At 34.6% G+C, this 21,765-nt stretch carries 19 protein-coding genes; 7 read left to right on the forward strand and 12 right to left on the reverse strand.

The features are described 5' to 3' along the window. The first annotated feature begins 127 nt into the window (after nt 1-127). Nucleotides 128-1,048 (forward strand): outer membrane beta-barrel protein, encoded by a 921-nt coding sequence (locus LNP23_RS06375; protein WP_047777659.1) that lies wholly within the window; start codon nt 128-130, stop codon nt 1,046-1,048. A gap of 259 nt (nt 1,049-1,307) precedes the next feature. On the opposite strand, the gene LNP23_RS06380 is transcribed toward LNP23_RS06375, so the two are convergent. From LNP23_RS06380 to LNP23_RS06390, 3 genes are all read right to left on the reverse strand, one after another. Continuing rightward, nucleotides 1,308-2,300, reverse strand: a complete 993-nt coding sequence (locus LNP23_RS06380) for a Gfo/Idh/MocA family protein (RefSeq protein WP_230004307.1) — start codon at nt 2,298-2,300, stop codon at nt 1,308-1,310. 245 nt (nt 2,301-2,545) lie between these two features. Continuing rightward, nucleotides 2,546-4,753, reverse strand: coding sequence for a TonB-dependent receptor (locus LNP23_RS06385; RefSeq protein ID WP_230004308.1), 2,208 nt, complete (start codon nt 4,751-4,753; stop codon nt 2,546-2,548). A gap of 161 nt (nt 4,754-4,914) precedes the next feature. Further along, a complete protein-coding gene (locus tag LNP23_RS06390; RefSeq protein WP_047777662.1) occupies nt 4,915-5,268 on the reverse strand; it encodes a hypothetical protein in 354 nt (117 codons plus the stop codon). A 190-nt stretch (nt 5,269-5,458) separates the two neighbouring features. On the opposite strand from LNP23_RS06390, the gene LNP23_RS06395 reads away from it, so the two are divergent. After that, nucleotides 5,459-6,193: a porin family protein gene (locus LNP23_RS06395; RefSeq protein ID WP_230004309.1), complete on the forward strand. Its 735-nt coding sequence runs from the start codon at nt 5,459-5,461 to the stop codon at nt 6,191-6,193. On the opposite strand, the gene LNP23_RS06400 is transcribed toward LNP23_RS06395, so the two are convergent. Then, on the reverse strand, nt 6,188-6,793 hold the full coding sequence (locus LNP23_RS06400; protein ID WP_047777664.1) for a hypothetical protein: 606 nt from the start codon (nt 6,791-6,793) through the stop codon (nt 6,188-6,190). The two genes, LNP23_RS06395 and LNP23_RS06400, sit on opposite strands and share 6 nt — an antisense overlap. Nucleotides 6,794-7,072: 279 nt before the next feature. Here LNP23_RS06400 and LNP23_RS06405 point away from each other — a divergent pair, with 279 nt between their 5' ends. From LNP23_RS06405 to LNP23_RS06420, 4 genes are all read left to right on the forward strand, one after another. Further along, nucleotides 7,073-9,541 (forward strand): bifunctional UDP-N-acetylmuramoyl-tripeptide:D-alanyl-D-alanine ligase/alanine racemase, encoded by a 2,469-nt coding sequence (locus LNP23_RS06405; RefSeq protein WP_230004310.1) that lies wholly within the window; start codon nt 7,073-7,075, stop codon nt 9,539-9,541. Nucleotides 9,542-9,611: 70 nt separating this feature from the next. Continuing rightward, nucleotides 9,612-9,989: a large conductance mechanosensitive channel protein MscL gene (gene mscL, locus LNP23_RS06410; RefSeq protein WP_047777667.1), complete on the forward strand. Its 378-nt coding sequence runs from the start codon at nt 9,612-9,614 to the stop codon at nt 9,987-9,989. A gap of 166 nt (nt 9,990-10,155) precedes the next feature. Further along, complete coding sequence (locus LNP23_RS06415) at nt 10,156-11,145, forward strand: aspartate-semialdehyde dehydrogenase (RefSeq protein WP_047777668.1); 990 nt, start codon at nt 10,156-10,158, stop codon at nt 11,143-11,145. A 131-nt stretch (nt 11,146-11,276) separates the two neighbouring features. Beyond that, a complete protein-coding gene (locus tag LNP23_RS06420; protein ID WP_230004311.1) occupies nt 11,277-11,783 on the forward strand; it encodes an SMI1/KNR4 family protein in 507 nt (168 codons plus the stop codon). 378 nt (nt 11,784-12,161) lie between these two features. Here LNP23_RS06420 and LNP23_RS06425 read toward each other — a convergent pair whose 3' ends face one another. The 4 genes from LNP23_RS06425 to LNP23_RS06440 form a co-directional block, all read right to left on the reverse strand. Continuing rightward, complete coding sequence (locus LNP23_RS06425) at nt 12,162-12,479, reverse strand: 2Fe-2S iron-sulfur cluster-binding family protein (protein ID WP_047777672.1); 318 nt, start codon at nt 12,477-12,479, stop codon at nt 12,162-12,164. 63 nt (nt 12,480-12,542) lie between these two features. Then, nucleotides 12,543-13,028, reverse strand: coding sequence for a hypothetical protein (locus LNP23_RS06430; protein WP_047777673.1), 486 nt, complete (start codon nt 13,026-13,028; stop codon nt 12,543-12,545). Nucleotides 13,029-13,244: 216 nt separating this feature from the next. Continuing rightward, on the reverse strand, nt 13,245-13,484 hold the full coding sequence (locus tag LNP23_RS06435; protein ID WP_026982674.1) for a NifU family protein: 240 nt from the start codon (nt 13,482-13,484) through the stop codon (nt 13,245-13,247). Nucleotides 13,485-13,680: 196 nt separating this feature from the next. Next, complete coding sequence (locus tag LNP23_RS06440; protein ID WP_047777675.1) at nt 13,681-14,811, reverse strand: Mrp/NBP35 family ATP-binding protein; 1,131 nt, start codon at nt 14,809-14,811, stop codon at nt 13,681-13,683. 431 nt (nt 14,812-15,242) lie between these two features. Between LNP23_RS06440 and LNP23_RS06445 the strand changes: the two genes are divergently transcribed. Then, nucleotides 15,243-16,865 (forward strand): L,D-transpeptidase family protein, encoded by a 1,623-nt coding sequence (locus LNP23_RS06445; RefSeq protein ID WP_047777677.1) that lies wholly within the window; start codon nt 15,243-15,245, stop codon nt 16,863-16,865. 168 nt (nt 16,866-17,033) lie between these two features. On the opposite strand, the gene LNP23_RS06450 is transcribed toward LNP23_RS06445, so the two are convergent. From LNP23_RS06450 to LNP23_RS06460, 4 genes are all read right to left on the reverse strand, one after another. Then, nucleotides 17,034-19,463: an ABC transporter permease gene (locus LNP23_RS06450; protein ID WP_230004312.1), complete on the reverse strand. Its 2,430-nt coding sequence runs from the start codon at nt 19,461-19,463 to the stop codon at nt 17,034-17,036. Nucleotides 19,464-19,466: 3 nt separating this feature from the next. After that, complete coding sequence (locus LNP23_RS22835) at nt 19,467-19,589, reverse strand: hypothetical protein (RefSeq protein WP_255663689.1); 123 nt, start codon at nt 19,587-19,589, stop codon at nt 19,467-19,469. 8 nt (nt 19,590-19,597) lie between these two features. Continuing rightward, on the reverse strand, nt 19,598-20,305 hold the full coding sequence (locus LNP23_RS06455) for an ABC transporter ATP-binding protein (protein WP_230004313.1): 708 nt from the start codon (nt 20,303-20,305) through the stop codon (nt 19,598-19,600). 120 nt (nt 20,306-20,425) lie between these two features. Next, nucleotides 20,426-21,670 (reverse strand): efflux RND transporter periplasmic adaptor subunit, encoded by a 1,245-nt coding sequence (locus LNP23_RS06460; protein WP_230004314.1) that lies wholly within the window; start codon nt 21,668-21,670, stop codon nt 20,426-20,428. Between the last annotated feature and the right edge of the window lie 95 nt (nt 21,671-21,765).

Consider the following 21,765-nt stretch of genomic DNA (forward strand, 5'->3'; position numbering starts at 1 on the left):
TGCATGCATAATAGTTTTTTAGTAATATTGCCCAAAATTACAACGATTTCGTTCCAAGTCTAACCATGCAAACTCGTGAATTATGTTAAAATAATTTAAGTTTGTATAAATTAATTAAAACAAAATTATGAAAAAGAACCTATTTCTATTAGGATTATTAGTTTGCTCTATGGCCACAATGGCGCAAACAGAAAAAGCAGAGAAACCGGAAAGCTGGTATTTTAAATTAGGAGGGTCATACTTTAATCAAACAGCTTCGACAGAATTTCCAACAGTAGGAGGAAATGATGCGTTAAATAGAACTTATGCAGGAGGGAAATTAGTGTCTGAAGAAAGTATTACAGGTTCTTTTGGACAAGGATTTAGAACAGGAATTACAGCAGGATATCGTTTTTCAGTACGTTTGGGAGTTGAGTTAGGAGTTAATTATTACTCAAGTACTGATAAAAAGATGGCACAAACGACGACTGATGCTATTTTCGTATCAGGAGGAAAACCAATTTATAATTTTAAATCGGTAGGTCAAATTACTGCTTTTGATGTTGCTCCAGCACTTGTTATGTTTTTAGGAGAATCTCATGGTTTTGAACCGTATACTAAAGTTGGGGTTTTGGTACCAATTCACGGAGATTTAGAAATCACTACTGATGCGGTTGTTCCAACTGGTGTTGCTAATCCAGCGACAGTTGCTGTTCATAGTGTTGATAAGGTAAAACCAAATCCAACAATAGGATTTACTGCTGCTTTAGGGACTTCTTACAAATTAGGAAAACATATTTCTGCTTTTGCAGAACTAGAATACCGTAACTTTACTGTTCACGGAAAAACAAAAGAAACTACTAAGTTTACTCAAAATGGACAGGATGCTTTAGCAACTAGAACAACAGCTCAAATTCATACAAATTATCAAGATCGTTTAGATGTTAATTCTAATAATGCTTTAACTAATCCAAATGGTGTTAATAAAGATAAACCGATGGATGAATTAAGCTCTTATGTTGGAATTAGTGGTTTAGGTTTGACTTTAGGTCTTAAATACAGCCTATAATTTTATAGCAATTTTAGTTTTTAGAAAAAAGAGGATATTCAATTTTGAGTATCCTCTTTTTGTTTGTTAGGGGTGAAATTTCAATTTTTGGCCCTTTTTTTTGTCCTTTCGACGAAGGAGAAATCACACTCGTAACTCGACAAAGATTGGCGATTTTCTATGTGGAATTTCTGATGTGATTTCTCCTTCGTCGAAATGACAATGTGATACTAAAGTTGAGGTGTTTGCTTTTATAGTTGAACCAAGATAAGCTGTGTTTCTACTTCAAGCTTCTAAATTCCTTCAAAACTTCATCAATCACCCAGGTGGTTCTTGATGCGGAGACTCCATTAGAGGGCGAAGCATTTTCGTCTCCTAAAAGTTCAGCAACTATGGTTTCTATAAGTGGTTGTTGTATGTGAAGTGGGTTTTCGATGGTAATGCTTTCTTTCTCACCATTTACAAGTTGAATGTGAATGGGATCATTGCCAAAAGAAGAGAAAGAGATTTTTCCTTTATCCCCCACAATTTCGGTATTGTCATAACGTTCAAAACTGGCAAAGTTCCATAAACCGGAACCGTGAATCCCATTTTCAAACAAAAAGGACATCGAAACCGTATCTTCTGCCGGATAAGCCAAAAGTTGGGAACTCGCATGACCACGAACGGATTGGATTGGTCCAAATAAGTAATCCAGAAAATCGAGCGTATGACAAGCTAGATCCACAAAAATTCCTCCACCTGAGAGATGCGGTAAAACCGTCCAAGGCAAATTAATTTCATCATCGTAACGTTGCTCGAAAGGGTGGTACAAAACACAATTTACATGTCTTACAGTTCCTATCTTTCCTTGGTCAATTAGTTCTTTTATTTTAAGAAATCGGGGTAAACGTCTTCTGTAGTAAGCCACAAACAAGGGCACATTATGGGCTTTACAGGTGTTTATCATTTCGTTGCATTCTTCAAATGTGAGTGCCATAGGTTTTTCTACATAAACCGGTTTTCCGGCTTTAGCACACAAAATAGTGTATTCTTTGTGGGAAGAAGGAGGCGTCGCAATATAAACCGCATCGACTTCGGGATCGTTGATTAAGTCAACGGCATTGGAATACCATTTTGGGACATTATGACGTTTTGCATAATCTTCCGCAAGTACAGGATCTCTGCGCATCACGGCAACTAAAGCAGAGTTTGGTGTTTTTTGAAAAGCAGGTCCGCTTTTAACTTCGGTTACATTTCCGCAACCAATGATTCCCCATTTTACAATTTTCATTTTTTGGCTTTTTTAGGTATTTCAAATTTAGGAGAAAAGGATTGTTTAAAAAAAGGGTTGCCACGAATTACACTAATTTGCTCGAATTTTTTTTTGAAAAGCTTGGTGTGGCAAAAAAGACAAAAAAGAATAGCCACGAACTTCATAAACTATCCCCAAAAAATAATTCGGGAAAATTCGTGAAATTCGTGGCTAAAAAAAGCGTTAAAGTCTACTTTTTGTGGTTCTTGTGATTAAGTGAAAAATTATAAGTTGAAGTTAATCCCTAAAACTATATTTCTTCCAATATTAGGAATCCCGTCTGTTTTTAATCTGGAAAGGTGTGCAATGTATTTTTGATCAAATAAATTGTTTCCGTTCAAGTTTACATCAAAAGAAGTTTTACCTAATTTTACAGTTCCTCCAAAACCTAAATTCACCAAAGTATATCCTTTAGAAGCTGTTTCAAAACCGCTTACATTATCCTGACTGAATGTCGATGAAACGTTAAAAGAAGCAAATCCTTCTTTTAGCCAGTTTTTAATATTAAATTCAGTTCTAAGCGTGTTGTTCCAATTGTTAGCCGGAATTAAAGGTAAATAATCCTTGTTGTCTTTTTTACCTGTTACCGTTTCAAAACTGGTTTCAAAATGCAACCAATCCAGTGGATGCGGGTGAAAGTGGAAACCAACTTCACCACCATATAATTTTGCATTGTCCTGTACATAAGCAAAAACATCATTTTCATCTAAGATTTCTCCTGTTGGGGAAGTGTAGATGTAGTTATTTATATGGTTGTAAAATCCATTAATAAAAAACTCAAAATGGGTGTTCTTGTATTCTAAATTCAGGTCAGTCTGAACGTTTTGCTCTGTTTTTAAATTAGCATTTCCAATCTCGTATCGGTTGGTTCCTTCGTGAACTCCGTTTGAAGTTAATTCGGCTAAGTTTGGTGCTCTGAATCCGGTAGCTACATTTAAACGTAACGTCAAAGGTTCTGCTAATTTGGTTTTGTAACCTAATGAAGCATTAAAGCTGTCAAAAGAGCGGTCTAAGGCTTGGAAATAACCTTCTTCATCTGCAACTCCGTGTGCTTGCGAAGTGATATTTCGATTGTCAAAACGCAGTCCGGCTTGGATAACACTATTGTCCCATTCGTAATTTGCTGTTCCAAAAACACCAAAATCATTGGTAGTGGCATCCGGAATTAAAAATTCTTCGCCCGAATTTTTATTGGTTTGATGCATTCCCTGTACACCAAGGATCGCTTCGATTTTACCAAATTTTGGAAAATGGTATTTTGCATTGTAATTGAAGGTGTTCAATTTCATTCGTAAAGCTGCATTGTTACTGTCCTCAAATTCGCTTCTGTCATTAGAAATATAACCCAAATCAACATCTAATTTAGAGTCCTGAAAAAAGATAACGTTGTTTAAACTGAACAAATGATTAAAAATTCCTTGTCTCGGGAACTGGGTGTCTTTACTTGAAGATTGCTCTGCGATTCCTTCTTCCGGAATTCCGATGTCTAATTTGTTGTAATTGTATCTTAAAACACTCGAGAAACTAGAGTTGCTGTATCCGATTCCGGTTTTAAAATCGGTTTCGTTGTAACGGGTATTGGTTACGCGATCTCCATCAGGAATTTTATAGTCTGAATGGGTGTTGAAGCTTCCACGGGCTAAAAATTTCCAGTTGTCTGTAGAGGTTTTTAATCCAATAGAGGAATTACTTCCTTCTGTATTGGTGAAATATTTTTGACTGAAATTGGCTTTGAATGTATTCGCATCAGCAAATTTCTCCGGATTAAAGTACAAAACACCACCCAAAGCATCCGATCCGTATAATAAAGATGCAGGGCCTTTGATTACTTCAACGCTTTCAATTCCGGCATCATTTAAACCTAAACCATGTTCGTCTCCAAACTGTTGATTTTCGATACGAACTCCTTGCGAGTATACTAAAACACGATTACCGCTAAGTCCTCTGATTACGGGTTTTCCGATTGAAGTTCCCGTTGAAATTTGAGAAACTCCCGGAATTGTGGCTAAGCCTTCAATTAAAGTCGAAGTTCCTTTTTGCTGTAATGTTTTGATGCTTTCATGCTCAATTTTCATTACGTTTTGTGACTGCAATTTATTAAAAGGAGTAGAGACAATTACTTCATCCATTTCAAAAATGGATTCCTGAAGTGTAACATCTAAGGTGTTTTCTTTTACAAGTTTGGCAATTGTTTTGTTCTCGGCAGTAAAACCGACAAAAGTAAAGGAAAGACGTAAGCTTCCGTTTGGCAGATTAGTGAATTCGTATTTTCCGTTTGCATCAGTAGTGGTGCCTTTGTGCAATTCCGGTGCATAAACTGAAACGCCCGGTATGGGTTGATTTTGAAGGTTGGATACGATTCCGGAAACAGAGTTTTGAGCTGAAAGCAGCCCTGAAAATCCTAAAATAAGGATTACGATTATTTTTTTCATTGGAAAATGATGCTATAGTTAAATGGATTTTTCTTCTTTAAATAAAAAAGGATAACAACAATAATGTCTGCCTATTCTGATTCAGTCAGAACGGGGAGATGTAGTTTTCTTTTTAAGTTTAAGTAAGAAAGTTATAATTTATGTTTCGAGTGTTTCGAAACTCAGGCAACTATACCAACAGGTGGTCCACGTAACAAATAGGCGCTTTCAGGAAAGGAGAATATCTTTTCTGAATGGGTAAAGAAATAAGGAATTCCTTCTGTTGCGGTATGAAATTGAAATGAAAATTGTTCCGGAAGTATTGAACTTTCAAAAGAAAAGTGGCATACAAAACAAACGTCATAATTATGATGTTGGTGTGTAATTTCGCCGCTTGGATCATTGTAGTCGTGATGACATTGTTTTTCCGAGAGCTGTTTTACAATATGCTCATAACTGTGTATCGACTGAAACAATATTGAGAACAATACTGTTAGAGCGAAAGAGACACTTAATATGAGTTGCTTTTTCTTCATGCCGTACAAAGGTATAAAAGAACAATCAAAAATGAATTTATTTTTTACTTCTGTTTTGAATTTCTTAATAATAGCGCTGTAAAACGTTTTATTTTTAAGGGAAAAGAGAATAATTGCGTTCTAATTGTCACCTAAGCTGTCATTATATTATATTTGTAAGTGAAATAAATCAACTTCAAAAAACGTTTGCTTGAAAAACTCTTTAAAACCAAAATACGATATGCGATTACTTTTCAGTTGTTTGTTTTTAGTGTCTTTTTTTTCTGTTTTTTCACAGGAAGAAACGACGCCTAAAATAGAACCGGTTGTTAAAATCGATTCGTTATATCGGGAAGATCAGTTTTATTTTTCGGTTACCTATAATCTTTTTACGAATGCTCCGACTGGTCTTAAGCAGGATAAATTCTCTGTGGGGCTTTCCGGTGGTTTTTTGCGTGACATGCCAATCAATAAAAAAAGGACTATTGCAATTGCAACCGGGATAGGGTTAAGCTATCAGAATTTCTATCAGAATCTGACTATTTCCAAAGATGCTTCGGGAGCGCTAGTGCATGGGGTAACAGATTACAATGAATTTGTTACCAATAGATTCAGGCAATATTTAGTGGATGTTCCGCTGGAGTTTCGCTGGAGAAATTCAACGTATGAAAGTTATAAATTTTGGAGGATTTACGGAGGAGTTAAATTTAGTTATATGTTCTCTAATAAATCGGTTTTGGATAACGGAGAGACTACCTATAAAATCACCAACAATCCGTACATCGCTAAATTTCAATATGGAGTCTACCTTGCCACAGGATATAATACCTGGAACATTTATGTGTATTATGGATTGAATCCTTTGTTTCAGGCAGTCAAGACGAACGAAGGTGAAACGGTTGGTGTTAAAACGATTAATGCCGGTTTGATTTTTTATATTTTATAACCACAAATACAAGAATAACAACTGCGGAAGTGTTCCGATTGCAAGACCAATAATTAATTCTTTGTTGGTATGTGCCTGCATTTCCAAACGTGATGAGGCTACTATTCCCGTCAATAAAACTAATAAAGCAGTCCAGTACGGGTTTTGCATCTGAAAATGAATGTTTAATCCAAGTATAAAAATGGTGAGTCCGCTGATGGCCATCATGTGTAAGCTCGCTTTTGTTTTAAAAAGAATAAGCACCAGCGCTAAAATGGTACTGAACAAAGCCCCGAGAAAAAAGAAATGAAGTTCCGGATAACGGGTGATAACAATACTTCTCTTTACTAATAGGATATATAAAAAACATTGTAAAATTAAGGGGATTTTACGCTGAGAAGCTTCGTGAACCATAACCGATTTTACGTGTCCGGTAGAGCGAAGCAACATAAAAAACAACACCGGAACCAAAATGGTAATAATCAGAATTTGAAATAAAACATAGTATTTTTCCCTGTCCGTAAAAATATCTTCTTTGCAATACAGATAAAACAAAGTGGCATACATCGAGATGAAAATAGGATGAAGGATATAGGAGAATAATGGAAGTATTTTTTTCAAAGCGCATTATTTAAAAGGTGTTCAACAAATATAAATGAATTAATGTTTTTTGCCACGAATTGCGCTAATTTTCACGGATTATTTATTCGCTAATTTCAAAGAGTATATTTCTTCTAATAAATTTAAGAACAGTGACAATTTGTGAAAATTAAAGCAATTCATGGCGAACTCTATTCCGATTTTTAAAACCAATAATTACCGTTAAGTACTCCTTTATTTTAAGAAAATCACAACTCTTTTCTGTTTGTAATGTTTTAAATTTGACAAAAAGAATTTTAAATGAGCATAAACCTAAGAAACCTTATTCCGGTTCTTGAAGCCGAATGGATTGGTTTACATACAGCTATTTTTGTTGATCATGTTTCGATTGACAGCCGTTCGTTGCAAAACGGATCTCAAACCTTGTTTTTTGCCTTATCAGGTGTTAATAATGATGCTCATTTATATATTTCTGAGCTTATAGACAAAGGTGTTCAAAGTTTTGTGGTGCAATATGTGCCTGATAACTGTAAAGGGAGGGCTAATTTTTTAATCGTAAAAGACACTTTAAAAGCTTTGCAGGAATTTGCAGCTTATTATCGTAATCTTTTTGATTTTCCTGTAATCGGACTAACCGGTAGCAATGGAAAAACCATTGTAAAAGAATGGCTTAATTTTTTACTGAGCCCTGATTTTAATGTGATAAGAAGTCCTAAAAGTTATAATTCTCAAGTAGGTGTTCCGCTTTCAGTTATTGCGATAAACGAAAAGCATAATTTAGGCATTTTTGAGGCCGGAATTTCCACGGTTAATGAAATGATTAATCTGGAGAAAATCATTAAACCTACTATTGGTGTTTTAACGAATATTGGATCGGCACATGACGAAGGATTTCTGAATTTAGAACAGAAAATAAACGAAAAACTACGACTGTTTAAAGATTCGGCACTTGTTGTTTATCAGAAGAATGAAATTGTTGATTTGTGCCTGGCAGCTTTTGTAAAAGAAAACCAATTAAAAGGACAGGTTCTTTTTTCGTGGAGTTTCACGGATAAATCGGCAACAGTTTTTATCTTGAAAAAAGAAAGCAAAAATGATAAAACGCAAATTGAATATCAGTATAAAAATGAAATTTTCAATTTAGAAATCCCTTTTCAGGACTCGGCTTCCATAGAAAATGCGATTTCCTGTTTGCTGGTTTTACTTTATTTTAAATATGATTTTGCGACGATCCAGAATCGAATGCAAATGTTGTACCCCGTAGAAATGCGTCTTGAAGTAAAAAACGGAATTAATAATTGCAGTATTATTGACGATAGTTACAGTTCCGATTTTCAATCGCTCAAAATCGCTTTAGACTTTCTGGAGAGTCAGAAAAAGAATGCATCAAAAACGGTAATCTTATCGGATATTTTTCAGAGCGGATTTTCAAACGAAGAGTTGTATTCTAAAGTAGCCCAACTAATTGCCGATAATAAAATAAATCGTGTCATTGGAATTGGAAATACAATTTCCTCTTTCTCGGATAAATTTTCAAACGCGGTAGTTTTTGCCAGTACGGCTGATTTTATCGCCAATTTTGAAAGTCTGAATTTTGCCAATGAAACCATTCTGATCAAAGGAGCAAGGTCCTTTCAGTTTGAAGAAATTGTCACGCTGCTAGAGGAGAAAACCCACGAAACGATACTGGAGATTAATCTGAATTCAATCAGTCATAATCTGAATTTCTTTAAATCTAAATTAGGCAGCAATGTAAAAATGATGGTGATGGTGAAAGCCTTTGGATATGGAAACGGGGGCTTGGAAATTGCAAAGTTACTGGAACATCATAAAGTTGATTATTTAGGTGTGGCTTTCGCTGATGAAGGAATTTCGCTTAAGAGCGGTGGAATCAAATTGCCTATCATGGTTTTGAATCCGGAGTCTACCAGTTTCCCGTCAATTATTCAATACCAGTTAGAGCCTGAGATTTACAGTATAAAAGGATTGAATGCCTTTTTGAAAATTGCCCGTGAAAAGAATCTTAAGGACTTTCCAGTTCACATTAAATTAGATACCGGAATGCATCGTTTGGGTTTTGAAGAAAATACGATCGATGAATTGATTGCAACTTTAAAAGGAAATTCGACAATTCGGATACAAAGTATTTTATCACATTTGGCAACCAGTGATGATAAGGATCATTTTGAATTTGTACGTTCTCAAATTCGTTTATTCGAAAAATTGTCGTCAAAATTAATGACTGAATTGGGGGTGAATCCTATTCGTCATATCTTGAATACATCGGGGATTAGTAATTTTCCGGATGCGCAGTTTAATATGGTGCGTTTGGGAATTGGTCTTTATGGCGTTTCAAATGATGCTGCTGAGCAAAAGTTTTTAGAGAATGTAGGTACGTTGAAATCAATTATTTCTCAGGTTCGTACAATTCCGTCTGGTGATAGCGTTGGTTATGGTCGACGATTCATGGCGACTAAGGAAACTAAAATTGCAACTATTCCGATTGGTTATGCGGATGGGATTTCAAGATTATGGGGAAATGGAGTTGGTTATGTGATCGTTAAAAATCAAAAAGCAGCAATAGTAGGAAGTGTTTGTATGGATATGTTAATGATTGATGTCAGCGAAATTGATTGTAAAGAAGGAGATTCTGTGATCATTTTTGGAGAAAATCCAACGGTAACTGAAATCGCAAATGCTTTAAAAACAATACCATATGAAATTCTAACGAGTATCTCACAACGTGTGAAAAGAGTATTTTTCAGGTAATTTTGATGAACTTTGGAGAAAATTACGTATTTTCGAGATTCAATTAAGTATAAATTAAAACAAATCAATTATGGGATTTTTTTCTGAATTTAAGGAATTTGCAATGAAAGGCAACGTGGTTGATCTGGCTGTCGGTGTAATCATTGGAGCTGCTTTTAGTAAAATCATCAGCTCATTTATTGACGATGTAATTACGCCATTGCTATTGAAGCCGGCTTTAGAAGCTGCACATTTATCTAAAATCGAAGAATTGACGGCTTTTGGAGGTGTTAAGTACGGTTTGTTTCTGTCGGCATTGATCAATTTTATCATTGTTGCTTTTGTATTATTTCTGATTATAAAAGGAATTAATGCTTCAAAAAAGAAAGAAGTTGCTGCTGCTGCTCCGCCTGCAGGACCAACTCAAGAAGAGTTACTTACGCAAATTAGAGATTTGTTAAAAAAATAAATACCGCTACACTAAGTCTAATTTAACCGCTTCTTAACTGAGGCGGTTTTTTTCATGTTTGTTTCATTTGTAACATTTTGTTATTTTTTGTGAACCTCTTGTTTTGTTTTTTATTATACCTACTTTTGTGTAAAGATTTACATTAATTCATACTAAAAATATAAAAATGAGAATAGCGATTGTAGGCGCCACTGGTATGGTTGGCGAAGTAATGCTTAAAGTTTTAGCGGAAAGAAATTTCCCTGTTACCGAATTAATTCCTGTTGCTTCTGAGCGATCGATAGGGAAAGAAATTGAATTTAAAGGAAAAAAATATAAAGTTGTAGGCATGCAAACGGCTGTCGATATGAAAGCGGATATTGCTGTTTTTTCTGCCGGAGGAGATACTTCGTTAGAATGGGCGCCAAAATTTGCTGCTGCCGGGACTACTGTTATTGATAATTCTTCGGCATGGAGAATGGACCCTACAAAAAAATTAGTGGTTCCTGAGATCAATGCATCGACATTAACAAAAGAAGATAAAATTATTGCAAATCCAAACTGCTCTACTATACAAATGGTATTGGTATTGGCTCCTTTGCATAAAAAATACAATATTAAAAGAATTATTGTTTCTACGTACCAATCTATTACCGGAACAGGTGTAAAAGCGGTTAGACAGCTTGAAAACGAGTATGCAGGAACGCAGGGAGAAATGGCTTACAAATACCCAATTCACAGAAATGCAATCCCACATTGCGATAGTTTTGAAGAGAACGGGTATACTAAAGAAGAAATGAAGTTAGTTCGCGAGACTCAAAAAATCATTGGAGATAAAACGATTCGTGTTACGGCTACTGCAGTTCGTGTACCGGTTGTTGGAGGTCACAGTGAGGCTGTAAATGTCGAGTTTACAAATGATTTTGATGTAAATGAAGTACGTGAAATTTTACACCACACAGACGGAGTAACGGTTCAGGATAATATAGACACCTTTACCTATCCAATGCCTTTATATGCGGAAGGTAAAAATGATGTTTTTGTTGGAAGAATCCGTCGTGATGAAAGCCAGGAGAACACCTTAAACATGTGGATTGTTGCCGATAACTTGAGAAAAGGGGCAGCTACAAATACCATTCAGATTGCTGAGTACTTAATCGCAGCTGGTTTGGTTTAGGGGTCAGAGGTTAAAGAAGAATGTTATAAAAAAGAAACCGTAATTACAGCTATGTGATTGCGGTTTTTTTATGAGATTCAACTTGGTTTTGTAGAAAAAAACTATATTTAACAATTAGAAATACAAATGGAATGAACTTAGAAACGTATAAAATAATCCCGAACTATAAGACGAATAAAACGGATCTGTTTCTTGCTGTGCATGAAGAAATTCTGGCTTGTGAAAAAACTTTAGACTTTGTTTTTGATGAGAGCTATAAGGAGTATGTCTTAAAATACGGCAGTGGAATCCTTGGAGGGACCTATGTGCGAATTTTTCTTCCCGAAACAATAATAGTAACCATTGCAGCTTGGAGAGATCGTATAACAGAATATTGGTTTTGGGATGAGGGGAAAAATGTTTTGACTAAAGAAGAAGTTGTAAGCTCAATCAGAGTTGGAGATACCTTTGATGGAGATGAAATCATCTTATTTAAAAAGGAATACTATATTTTGCCACGACATCAAGAAATGATTTATAAAGTCGGGGATACGCTTGAAGAGACAATAAATTGGTTATGTTCATCCGGAATTTTGACAGAGGCATTTTCTGAAAGAGAATTTGAGCCTTTTAATCCGGAAGATTTGAATAATAGTTAATTGGTAAAAATAAGGGATCAAGTTCAAAAATTGTGGGATAATTTTTAGAAATTTCCTTTTGTTAGAAGTGGTAGATCTTATGCTTTTTTTAAGTACCTATTTCCCAACTTCTCGCTTTGACGATCTCGCAAAGACGCAAAGACGCAAAGTTTTTTTATTTTTAAGTTCCGCCTTTCTGTTTTCTTCTTTCTTACTTTGGGTTTTTTAAAATGTCATGGAGTCTCAAAGTTTTTCTGCTTTTTCATTAAAACTTTGCGATTTTGCGACTCTGCGATATTTTTACTTCCCATAATTTTCGAACTTGATCCAAAATAAGGTGTGCTTTTATTTGACATAAAAAAAGCGGGAATTCTTATTAGATTCCCGCTTTTTTATACTTTAATATTCTGGTGCTAATTCCAGTTCTAATCCTTCAAGATCTGTAGTGATTGGTATCTGACAGCCTAAACGACTATTTGACTTAACATAAAATGCTTCCGAAAGCATGGCTTCTTCTTCATCTCCCATTTCCGGTAATGCAACATCATTCAGAACATAACACTGGCAGGAAGCACACATTGCCATTCCCCCACAGGTTCCTTCAACAGGAAGTTCGTATGCTTTGCATAACTCCATTATATTCATTGCCATATCAGTTGGAGCCTGTAATTCGTGTATAACTCCTTCTCGATCTTTAATCTTTATTAATACATCCATTTTAATTGTTGGAATTTTTCTTACTTCGGATTTGAAAACGTGAACAGATCCTGATGTTTACTATTAACTGTTAGGTTTTAAACTAAAAGCATATTCTCTTGCGTTGTTGTCTTTTAAATGCATTTTTACTCCCAGCATATTTCCTTCTTTCTCCAATAGAGTAACTACAGCAATTACGGAATAATAATCTTTATCAGCTTGAAAGATTAAAGTTCCTTCGTAAGTTGAATTTACAACTCCTTGTTTGTCTGTCGTTACAGAAACTTTTCTTGGATGAGCAAATTCTGCTGCGCTATATGTTGCTTTGTTGGCAAATTTAGCTTTTCCTTCGCAGATATCATATAAAAAATCATAATTGCCAATTCTTAATGTTCCTTCTTCGTTGCTTGCATTGGTTGAGAATACAATTTGCCCCGCATATTTAAAATCCGACCATTCTTCAGAGTCATTTACCCAGGCTTTGTCAACTACTAAGGTTTTTTGGCTTTGTTGTGCATGGCTTACTGAAACAAAAAATAACAATAAAATTAGAGCGTAATAATTTCTCATAAGATTTGTGATTTAAGGGTTATGTCACAAATTTAAGTTAATTATGTAACAATAACGCAATGAAATCTCTTAAATCTTTGTGTTGTTTTTTGATAAAACCGCAAAAACAAGCGTTTTTCTGAATGTTTTTTTGATTTATTCAAATAAAAACAGCTTAAGGCCTATTATTCTTGTTAATTTGTTGAAACTGAAAAACTTGCAAAAACAATGTTTTGATTACATGATGTTTACTACAGTTTCAATCTGTGGTGCGTATTTTTTTATTGTCGTTTCAACGCCAGCTTTTAAAGTCATCTGATTCACGCTACAGCTAATGCATGCTCCTTCAAGACGAACTTTGACATGTTTGTCATCGTCAATAGAGATAAGTGTAATGTCTCCTCCATCAGAATTTAAAAATGGTCTGATCTCGTCAAGAGCCAATAATACGTTGCTTGTTAATTCTTCTGTTGTCATAATTTAATGTGTCAATTAGAAAATGTGTCAATTAGAGAATGTGTTAATTAGAAGAGGTGTCAATTAGAAAATGTGCCTATTAGAAAATGTGTGAATTAGTGATGACACCAATTATTTCATTATCGAATTATCTCATTGCCGAATTGTCTCATTATCGAATTATCTCATTGTCCAATAATAGCATAGTCTAAATTATCTAATTTTTCTTTACTGCTGAACAACCTGCCATAGTTGTGATTTTGATGGCTTCTGTAGCAGGTAAACTATCGTTTCTGTTTACTGTTTCTTGTACAACATTTCGGGTAATCTCTTCAAAAACAGTCTCGATTACTGAAGCTGTTTGCAAAGCTGCCGGACGACCATAATCTCCTGCTTCACGAATAGATTGTACAATTGGCACTTCACCTAAGAAAGGAACATTTAGATCTTCAGCCAGGTTTTTAGCCCCTTCTTGTCCAAAGATATAATATTTATTGTCAGGTAATTCTTCTGGTGTAAAGTACGCCATATTTTCTATAATTCCCAAAACAGGAACATTTATATTATCCTGCATAAACATCGCTACTCCTTTTTTTGCATCAGCAAGAGCTACAGCTTGTGGTGTACTTACCACTACAGCTCCTGTAATTGGTAACGATTGCATGATCGAAAGGTGAATGTCACCTGTTCCCGGAGGTAAGTCGATTAACATAAAATCTAATTCTCCCCAGTCTGCATCAAATATCATTTGATTTAATGCTTTTGAAGCCATTGGACCTCTCCAGATTACCGCCTGACTTGGAGCGGTGAAAAATCCGATAGAAAGTATTTTGATCTCATAGCTTTCAACCGGTTTCATTTTCGATTTCCCGTCAACAGTAGTCGAAACGGGTTTCTCATTCTCTACATCAAACATAATTGGCATTGATGGCCCATAAATATCGGCATCCAAAATACCAACTGCAAAGCCCATTTTTGCTAATGTTACAGCTAAATTTGCAGTAACAGTAGATTTTCCAACACCACCTTTACCGGATGCAACGGCGATTATATTTTTAATTCCCGGAATGGCACGACCTTTAATTTCGTTTTTCTCAGGAGTTTCCACTTTAATATTTACTTTAATTTTTGCTTCAGGTGATATTAATTCATGAATTGTTTTTTTAATATCATCTTCAGCTCTTTTTTTGATGTGCATAGCAGGCGTATGAATCACTAAATCGACTACAACTTCATCGCCAAAAGTAATTACATTGGCTACAGCTCCGCTTTCAACCATATTTTTTCCTTCTCCCGCTATAGTAATTGTTTCTAGAGCTTTAAGAATTTCTTTTCTGTCTAATTTCATTTTTAACGTCGTGTTTTTCTATTGAGCGAAATTAATTTAAAAACTGTTTTTATTTAAACTGATTTCAGAGTGCAAAGATAACGGATTATGTTCGAATTTTAACTTTTTTTAGATTGGATTTGTTGATAGCGAGATTGTTCAAAATGATTCTAGGTAACTTGAAGTTCTCGTCTTTAAGAACTCAAAAAAAACAGTTGTTTTTTTACAGATTGTTTTAGGGACTGTTTTTTTTAATTAAGCAGAAAAAACCGCACACTAATTTAGAAGATTTTATGCGTTAATTGTCAATAATCTTGGCTATATTTGAGTACCCCAAATTGATGATTTCCAAGTAATTCCGAAAATGTTAAAAACTTGTTTTTCAGAAGTTTTTATAGCTTTTTAATGTTTTTGTAATTAAACAAAGTTCTAAAAATTTAATCCGTAAAAGTATGCGAAATTTTACTTCTTTCACTGTAATTATTGCGATGAGTTTTTTAGTGTTTTCTTTTACATCATTGGATGTTGATGAAATAAAAGCGAAGAATACATCGGTTAATATTGAAAATGGGATTGTTTCTAAAAAAAGTCTTCAGTCAGTCTCTCTTGACGACGCTTCTATAGAACAGTTTTTTAAAAAATATTCCAAACTAAAGAAATACAAGAAGGATGTTTTGGATATTTATACCAAAAGAAATTACAAATCGATTTGGTATGATGAGAAAAACATCACTGAATTTGGGAATTTACTCTATCAGAAAGTAAACGTATTACAAGATCAGGGTATAGAAAATAAAATGCCCTATAAAGACGAGATTGATGAGGCTTTTAATGAAAGCTCGGAAGAAAAACCAACGGAACTCGACACCGAATTACTGCTTACCAATATGTACGTTTTTTACGCCAGTAACGTTTATTCGGGTGTAGATCCGGCAACGCTCAAGAAGATAGGGTGGTATTTACCAGCCAAGACAATTTCGTATCCCAAAATTCTGGACTCGCTTATTGTAGATTCCAATCGTTTAAATAAAGATGATAATTTGTTGTTCGGTCAGTATTACAAACTTCAAGAAGCATTAAAAAAATACCGAAAAATTGAGACTGATAATTTGTGGCAGCCCATTTCGATTAATGCGGCGACGTATAAAGATCTAAAACCTTTTGACATCTCCAATACGATAAAAGATGTACGACAACGTCTTTTTGTGGTCGGAGATCTTGCTCAGGATTCTAAGAGTGATGTTTATGACGAAGAGCTTATGGCGGGAGTGCTGAACTACAAAAAAAGATACGGTCTGAAGTTAAACTATGCTTTAACGAAAGAGCATATTGATCAGCTGAATGAACCGATCTCTAAACGTATAAAAACCATTATGCTTAATATGGAGCGTTGCAGATGGATCCCTACTAAACTGTCTAAGGCCAGCGAATATATTATGGTAAACATTCCTTCTTTCAGACTGATTTATGTGAAGGATGGAAAATATGATCTGGTATCGGATATTTTTGTGGGTACCAGAATGACCGAAACGGTAATTTTTAGCGGTAATATGGACCGAATTGTTTTCAGTCCGTATTGGTATGTGCCAACCAGTATTATTAAAAACGAATTAAAACTTCAGATGGCCAGTGATAAGAATTATCTGGCAGATCATAATATGGAGTGGAACGGTGGTCGCGTAAGACAAAAACCAGGGCCTAAAAATTCGTTGGGACTGGTTAAATTTATGTTTCCAAATCCAAATGATATTTACCTGCATGATACACCTGCAAAAAGTTTATTTGAGTTCGAAAAACGTACGTTCAGTCATGGTTGTATCAATGTAAAAGAAGCAAAAAATCTGGCACTTGCTATTTTAAAAGACGATCCGGATTGGCCCGTTGATAAAATTGATACTGCGATGAGCGGGGAGAAAGAAACGACTTGTATGCTTAAAAGAAAAATCCCGATTTACATTGGTTATTTTACCTCTTGGGTAAATGATAATGGCGAAATTAGTTTTTTTCCTGATGTTTACGGAAGAGACGAAAGTTTAGATAAATTACTGTATTCAGATTCAGTTACGATGAAATAATTTTTTACGACGTCAAAAAAACAAACCCAACAGGTTTTTGAAACCTGTTGGGTTTAGATAAAAAAAATGGTAATGGTCTACAAGTCTCAGTCTCAGTCACAGTCTCAGTCTTAGTTTTGAACTGAAGACTGAGACTGTGACTGAAAACTTTTAAAAAAAACAGGAAGTCTATTCGTATTTTAAATACTTCAATATATCTATTTTGGTGACTTGATAGGCTTTGGTTAAAACAATCAGGAGTGTTAAAACCAACAAAGAAAGTAAGGCAATACTAAAGGGAACAAATGAAATTCCGATTCGGAAAGCGAAATCTTCTAGCCACTTTTGCAGTAAAACATAGGCGGGAATAATTCCAATTGCAAAACCTAATAAACAGTAAAAAATATATTGTTTGGATAATTCTTTCAATAAAATGTCAGTTTCAGCTCCTAATGTTTTTCTGATGGCAATTTCTTTTAATCTTCTCTCCATCGAAAAGGATGCCAAAGCGAACAATCCGAAGATCGCAATTATAATTACAACCATATTTAGAATAAAGAAGAGATTTTTTTGTTTTACATGTTCCTCAAATGTTTTAGCAAAACCTTTGTTTACAAATTCATAATCAAAAGGATAATCCGGGTTTACATTTTTATTCCAATACATTCTTAATTGGTCTAATGTTTCGGTCATATTATTTGGAGAAACTCTTACCAGAATATTATTAAAATTATTCCATTTTAAAGTTTTAAGGTTGATAAAGACCATTGGCGGAATTTTATTTTGTAAGCCGCTTACATTAAAATCTTTTACAACTCCAACAATTTTAAACTTCAGATTGCCTTTTTCATTTCCCCAACCCGATGTTATAATTGTATTTATAGGATCTTTTATATTTAAAGCTTTAACCAATGTTTCATTCATAAGCATATTGCTTACCGTGTCAGAGGCAAATTGAGGAGATAAATCACGTCCTTTTACGATTTTAATTTTCATCATATCCAGGAAGCCAAAATCCATTTCGACATTTCGTGGCTGTACAAAAATACCATTGTGTTTAAATCCCGAACTGGAGCTTGTGCTTCCTCCAAAAGTACCGGCAAATGTGGAAACATCTATAACGCCGGGTATTTTTTTGATTTCCTGCTTTGCTGTCAAATACTGCTCTGTTCTTCTCAAGCGATCCGGTTTGTTAAACGGAATGGAAATTATCTGATCACCACTAAATCCAAGATCTTTGTTTGTCATATAATCAACCTGTGCATTGACAATTAAGGCACCAATGATGAAAAATGTTGCGATTCCGAATTGAAAAATAAGCATCGAATTTCGAACCCAGATACCACTTTTGCTTCTTGAAAAATTCCCTTTTAAAACTTTTAGGGTTTCAAAATTTGAAATATAAATGGCGGGAAAAATACCTGCACAGACAATTACTAATCCAAAAATAAAAATGAGTTGCAGATAAAATTCGCTACCATTCATAGTCAAATTTTTGTTTAAGAAGGTATTATAGTAAGGTAGTGAAAGTTCTACAATGGCCAAGGCAAACAAAATGGCTAAAAGAACAATGATTGCCGTTTCAAATATAAATTGCCTCATGATCTGACTTTTTGAAGCCCCGACAATTTTACGTACACCTACTTCTTTAGCACGTTTGATTGCTGATGCGGTTGCTAAATTGATATAATTTACCAATGATAAAACCAGAATCAAAAGAGACAAACCTCCCATGATATAAAGTAATTTCAGATTACCGATACCTTCAGGATAGTTTTGGCCTGCTGCGCTTTTTGTGCCATATAATCGAGACGTTTTTAACTGATCGATTATTACTTTTATTTCACCATTTTCTTTTAGATACTGCTCAGGAGTTTGTCCGTTTTCCTTTGCATCTTTTAAAGTTCTGTTTATATAATTTACGTTTTGCATTTTCTTCAAAACAAGAGATGCGTCCGCGGTTTTTTTAATTTTGATCAGTAAACCATAATTAAAATTCCCCCAGCTGTTTAGATCACCTTCTCTTTTTACCCCGCTAAACACATAATTTGGTTCTATTGAAGAGGGTCTGGTAATGCGGTATATAGATTTTACAGTATAATTTGCGCCTCCATATGTGATAGATTTACCGATAGGATCTTCATCCTTAAAAAGCAGTTTGGCCTGATCTTCTGAAACCGCAACACTATTTTTCTCTTTTAGAATATTTTGTTTAGGACCTTTTAAGATTTCGAAAGGAAAAAAATCAAAAAAATTCTCATCACTGGTAGTGATTTTTTTAACCAATAATTTTTGACTCTTGTACTTAATAATATCCTCATCGTACCAAGTATTAAAAAAACATACTTTTTCAATTTCGGGAATTGTGGCTTTACAGGTTTCTCCAAACGGAATGGAGTTTGAACCCCAGGTATCGCCTGTTCTGCCAATCTTGTTCAGTACCATGTAAGTGTTTTCTTTTTCGGGATTCCATTGATCATAAGAATGTTCATTATTCCAATATAAAATGGCGAAAATAATGCTCGCAATTCCAATGCTTAACCCTAAAACATTCAAAAACGAAAACAATTTGTTTTGCTTTAAATGATAAATAAATATTTTGAACCAGTTAGAAATCATTGTTTATCCTTTTATAATTAGCTCAGTTAAAGCCGAAACCGAAACTGTATTTTTATTTTCTATAGTCATCACTTTGCAGATAAATCCTACCAGGATTAAAATTGCAGTTACAATAAATTTGATCATTTTGATTTTTATTTAGCGTCCATAAAAACATCAACATTTCTCTGATTTAATTTTTCAGAGAAGATAACCCCATCCTTCATGTGAATTGTTTTTTGCGAAAAAGAAGCATCATAATCAGAGTGGGTAACCATCAGAATTGTAGCGCCTTTAGCGTGCAAATCTGTTAAAAGTTCCATTACTTCATTGCCGTTTTTACTGTCCAAATTTCCCGTTGGCTCATCGGCAAGAATAATTTTAGGGTCGTTTACTAAGGCTCTCGCTACGGCAACCCTTTGTTGTTGACCTCCTGAAAGTTGTTGCGGAAAGTGTTTTAAACGGTGCGAGATATTTAGTTTTTCTGCAATGGCTTCAATCTTTGGTTTTCTGTCAGCAGCTTTTACATTGTTGTAAAGCAAAGGCAATTCGATATTGTCGTAAACTGAAAGCTCATCAATTAAATTGAAATTTTGAAAAATAAAACCAATATTTTCTTTGCGAACCTGCGCTCTTCCTTTTTCTTTTAAGCCGATCATTTCCTGATCCAGTAATTTATAACTTCCTTCAGAGGCGCTGTCCAGTAATCCTATTATATTTAGTAAAGTCGATTTGCCACAACCCGAAGGCCCCATAATAGTTAAAAAATCTCCTTTTTTAATGGTTAAGCTAATGCCGCTTAGAGCAGAGGTTTCTACTTCTTCGGTTCTAAAAACTTTGGTTAAATTTTCAATAGTTATCATATTTTTAAGGTGTAAGTTGTTGTTAAAAACGTTTTTTGATTGATGACTGATGGTTATTTGTTATTTGTGAAATGTTAGCTGTAAAATGTGACTGCGACCGCGACTGTGACTGAAAACTAACTACTCTGTGCTAATCGATAATTCCTCAACATCTTTATAATCTGTATAAGAAGAAGTAATCACAGATTCGCCTTCTTTTAAACCTTCCAAAACTTCATAATAAGAAGGGTTTTCGCGTCCTAGTTTAATATTTCTTCTTTCGGCTTTGTTTCCTTTGACTACAAAAATCCATTTTCCGGCAGTTTCCTGATTAAAGCTTCCTTTTGAAATGACCAGAGTTTTATTTTTCTCGGATAAAATTAGTTTTACTCCAAAACTTAAGCCGTCTTGTAATGTGATTTTTTCTTTAGAAGTAAAAGCTAATTCTACTGTAAAATGACCGCTTTTTACTTCCGGAATAACTTTGGTTACTAAAACCTCAAGATTTTGCCCTTTAAATTCGACCTGACCTTTTAAGCCTTCACGAACTTTTTCCAGATAAAACTCATCCACATCAGCAATAAGTTTGTATCCTTTTTTAGAATCTATTTTTCCGATGCTGGCACCAGCTTGAAATGTTTTCCCCAGAACAGGTTCGAATGAAGTCAGTCTTCCGGACTCAGGCGCTGTGATCAAAAAGTTCTTTTTGTTGTTTCGCAAGATATCAAGACTTCTTTCCATGGTTTGTATCGAAAGGTTGATTTGTGAAATCTGAACCTGATTGCTTGCCTTTTCTTTTTGAATACTTTGCTGAATCGTCTTTTTTCGTTCTTCCTGAAAACGCAAGCCCTCTTTAAAGGTATTCCAGTCATTTTTCGAAATCACATCTTTGGCAAACAATTTCGAGTTCATATCATACAATCTTTTGGCGTCATTATAATCATGTTCAATTAAAACCAAATCCTTGGTTAAGTTCAATTCCTGATTTCTAATATTCAGTTTACCTGTATTTAGATTGTTGATTTGCTCAATAATGGCTGTTTCCTGAGTTAGATAGTTCAGTTCAGTATTTGGGTTGTACAAGCGGGCCAAAGATTGTCCTTTAGTAACCATAGCGCCATTTTCTACAAAAATCTCTTTTACCGATCCTCCCTCGGTTACATTTACAAGCATCACATTCAAAGGTTCTACTTTGGCTTGAAAAACAACGAAGTCTTCAAAAAAAGCTTTTTCAACTTGTTGCACAGTCAGTTCATTTGCTTTTACGTTTAGACTTCTTTTAGTGCTAAACGAATAAAAGAAGAGTGCTGCCAAAACTAAAAAAACACCAATTAGTATTGTGAGGTTTCTAAATTTTCTATTTTTACGAGGGATTACTGTGTCCATTTCTTTAAATAATTTACTGATAGTCAATAGGTAAATATTGTGCCACAAAAAGTATTATTTGTAAAGCCTTGATTTTAAAGAGACTTTAAAAGCGA

The sequence above is a fragment of the Flavobacterium cupriresistens genome (genome assembly GCF_020911925.1).
Lineage (GTDB): Bacteria > Bacteroidota > Bacteroidia > Flavobacteriales > Flavobacteriaceae > Flavobacterium > Flavobacterium cupriresistens.

What these genes read in the sequence shown, in the direction of transcription:
- LNP23_RS06375 (WP_047777659.1), top strand. Translation starts at nt 128, where the DNA reads ATGAAAAAGAACCTATTTCTATTAGGATTATTAGTTTGCTCTATGGCC.
- LNP23_RS06380 (WP_230004307.1), bottom strand. Translation starts at nt 2,300, where the DNA reads ATGAAAATTGTAAAATGGGGAATCATTGGTTGCGGAAATGTAACCGAA.
- LNP23_RS06385 (WP_230004308.1), bottom strand. Translation starts at nt 4,753, where the DNA reads ATGAAAAAAATAATCGTAATCCTTATTTTAGGATTTTCAGGGCTGCTT.
- LNP23_RS06390 (WP_047777662.1), bottom strand. Translation starts at nt 5,268, where the DNA reads ATGAAGAAAAAGCAACTCATATTAAGTGTCTCTTTCGCTCTAACAGTA.
- LNP23_RS06405 (WP_230004310.1), top strand. Translation starts at nt 7,073, where the DNA reads ATGAGCATAAACCTAAGAAACCTTATTCCGGTTCTTGAAGCCGAATGG.
- mscL (WP_047777667.1), top strand. Translation starts at nt 9,612, where the DNA reads ATGGGATTTTTTTCTGAATTTAAGGAATTTGCAATGAAAGGCAACGTG.
- LNP23_RS06415 (WP_047777668.1), top strand. Translation starts at nt 10,156, where the DNA reads ATGAGAATAGCGATTGTAGGCGCCACTGGTATGGTTGGCGAAGTAATG.
- LNP23_RS06420 (WP_230004311.1), top strand. Translation starts at nt 11,277, where the DNA reads ATGAACTTAGAAACGTATAAAATAATCCCGAACTATAAGACGAATAAA.
- LNP23_RS06425 (WP_047777672.1), bottom strand. Translation starts at nt 12,479, where the DNA reads ATGGATGTATTAATAAAGATTAAAGATCGAGAAGGAGTTATACACGAA.
- LNP23_RS06430 (WP_047777673.1), bottom strand. Translation starts at nt 13,028, where the DNA reads ATGAGAAATTATTACGCTCTAATTTTATTGTTATTTTTTGTTTCAGTA.
- LNP23_RS06435 (WP_026982674.1), bottom strand. Translation starts at nt 13,484, where the DNA reads ATGACAACAGAAGAATTAACAAGCAACGTATTATTGGCTCTTGACGAG.
- LNP23_RS06440 (WP_047777675.1), bottom strand. Translation starts at nt 14,811, where the DNA reads ATGAAATTAGACAGAAAAGAAATTCTTAAAGCTCTAGAAACAATTACT.
- LNP23_RS06445 (WP_047777677.1), top strand. Translation starts at nt 15,243, where the DNA reads ATGCGAAATTTTACTTCTTTCACTGTAATTATTGCGATGAGTTTTTTA.
- LNP23_RS06450 (WP_230004312.1), bottom strand. Translation starts at nt 19,463, where the DNA reads ATGATTTCTAACTGGTTCAAAATATTTATTTATCATTTAAAGCAAAAC.
- LNP23_RS22835 (WP_255663689.1), bottom strand. Translation starts at nt 19,589, where the DNA reads ATGATCAAATTTATTGTAACTGCAATTTTAATCCTGGTAGGATTTATC.
- LNP23_RS06455 (WP_230004313.1), bottom strand. Translation starts at nt 20,305, where the DNA reads ATGATAACTATTGAAAATTTAACCAAAGTTTTTAGAACCGAAGAAGTA.
- LNP23_RS06460 (WP_230004314.1), bottom strand. Translation starts at nt 21,670, where the DNA reads ATGGACACAGTAATCCCTCGTAAAAATAGAAAATTTAGAAACCTCACA.